General features: G+C 32.5%; 2 protein-coding genes. Both read left to right on the top strand.

What is annotated here, in order from left to right; translation table 11 throughout:
• Window positions 1–762: Ig-like domain-containing protein (locus ACMUOV_RS08805; RefSeq protein WP_413854787.1), on the top strand; the 762-nt coding region annotated here is incomplete at its 5' end.
• Between the two features lie 75 nt (window positions 763–837).
• On the top strand, window positions 838–2,037 hold a 1,200-nt coding region (locus ACMUOV_RS08800; RefSeq protein ID WP_413854786.1), incomplete at its 3' end, for a hypothetical protein.

Genomic DNA, 2,037 nt, shown 5'->3' with positions numbered 1-2,037 from the left:
GAAGTTATTTCCCTAAATCTTCCAGGTAAAACAGGTAAATTAGAAATAGAAATTGATGGTGAATTTGTTGCATCTGTTGCTTTAGTTAACGGTAAAGCAAGCTTTTCATTAAGTAATTATGCTGCGGGTGAATATGTAATAAGTATTGCTTATTATGATATTTATCAGGATGAGGAATTTGGTGAGCAACATGATTATTACTTTAAGTATATTGATTTAATCGTCCAAAAACCTGCAATTAAAGCGAGTAATGCAAATGTCTTCTATAATGCAGGAACTCCATACACAGTTCAAATCACAGGAATTGATAAAGACTTAATTAAAGTTGGAGACAAAGTTACTTTCAAAATAGGCAATAAAGTAATTGGAACAGGTAAACTCGATAAAAACGGATATGCATCCATCAAAATTACTCAAAATCCAGGTACATATAAAATCACTGCAATATATAAGAAAGCTAGTGTTACTAAAACAGTAAAAGTGAAACATATCATTACTTTGAAAAAAGTGACAGTTAAAAGATCAGCTAAAAAATTAGTTATTCAAGCTACCGTTAAAATAGGTAAAAAACCTGTTTCAAATAAAAAAATTACTCTCAAATTCAACGGTAAAAAATACACTGCTAAAACCAGCAAAAAAGGTGTGGTTAAATTCACCATTAAAAGTAAAGTTCTCAAAAAAATTAAAGCAGGTAAAAAAGTAACCTATCAGGCAACCTACTTGAAAGACACTGTAAAACAAACTGTAAAAGTTAAAAAATAGGGATTAACGTCCTTATTTTTCTTATTTTTTTTTAACATTAAAATTATATTTGCCAATTAACAAATACTATTAGTAATGAACATTACAAAAGCAATAATCTTGACCATTATTATTTCAGTTATATTCTCAATGGGCATTGTCAGTGCATCTGAAAACATTACTGATGATAATTTGGGCGCTAGTGAGGATATCAATGTCACATTTGACGAGCAGATGTGGGAAGAGGATTTGGGCGACATTGAAGTGGATTTGCCTGAAAACTCATCAGGTGAATTTGCCGTTAAAATCGATGATGAGATAATATACAATCAGACAATCACTGAAAAATCATTTAAGGTGCCGGTCAAGCTACCTAAAAAAGGTCATGAATTCTATATTGCAATCTGGCCGCCGATCGATTATAGGAGTTATAAGGTTAGTGCCTTTTACAACAATATTGACTTAAACATTACAACTCCATTAAAGGTCATGAGATACTCTTCTGATTACAATCTTTTCAATTTTCCACAGGAAATTCTTAAAGGAGATAAATATCCTCCGCTATTGGTATTTCCAAGGTCTGCCAATGGTACTGTCGAGTTTTACATTGATGAGAGATTATTTGAAAAAACTAGTGCAAAACCAACATTTTACTGGGAAAACAACCCATTTTCAAAATTGGCCTTGGGAAATCACACATTTAAAGTGATATATTATGGGGACAGTTATTATCATGCATTCAATAAGACATTCAACTTCCTTGTAACCGATGTGGCAATATCCATTCCCGAGATAATCAATATTGGCCATGATGACTGCATAAGCGTAAAAACATCAAAAAACAGCAAAGGCAATGTTAAGGTATATATTGACAATAGGTTAATCGTCAATGAAAATACTGACGGTGAGGATTATATATTGTCTCTTGAAAACTATGTAAAGTATACCGATAATGAAATAAAAGTTGTTTACTCATCAAGCGATGCCTCACGAACAAAAACAAAGCCTCTTAAAATGACCTATGATTTGGAGCTTTGTATTGATGATTTCGTATACGGCAATCAAAATCTCTTGGAGCTCTATTTGCCGGACACATTAAACAATAAACTGCTAAAAATAACAATCGATGGCAAACAGTATCAATTCAAGCGATCAAGCACTGTAAACAACATGCTTGAACTTGACATTTCAAATTTCAGGGCAGGTACCTATACATTGTTCATGTCATATCCGGATGACGGGAAATTCTATCCGCTGAACAGGACCTGCAATTTCACAGTATATTATTCAATTCAT

Origin of the sequence: Candidatus Ruminimicrobium bovinum (genome assembly GCF_902760015.1) — a bacterium.
Lineage (GTDB): Bacteria > Elusimicrobiota > Endomicrobiia > Endomicrobiales > Endomicrobiaceae > Ruminimicrobium > Ruminimicrobium bovinum.
Note: the sequence above shows the minus strand (reverse complement) of the source record. Positions and strands in the feature narration are given on the sequence as shown.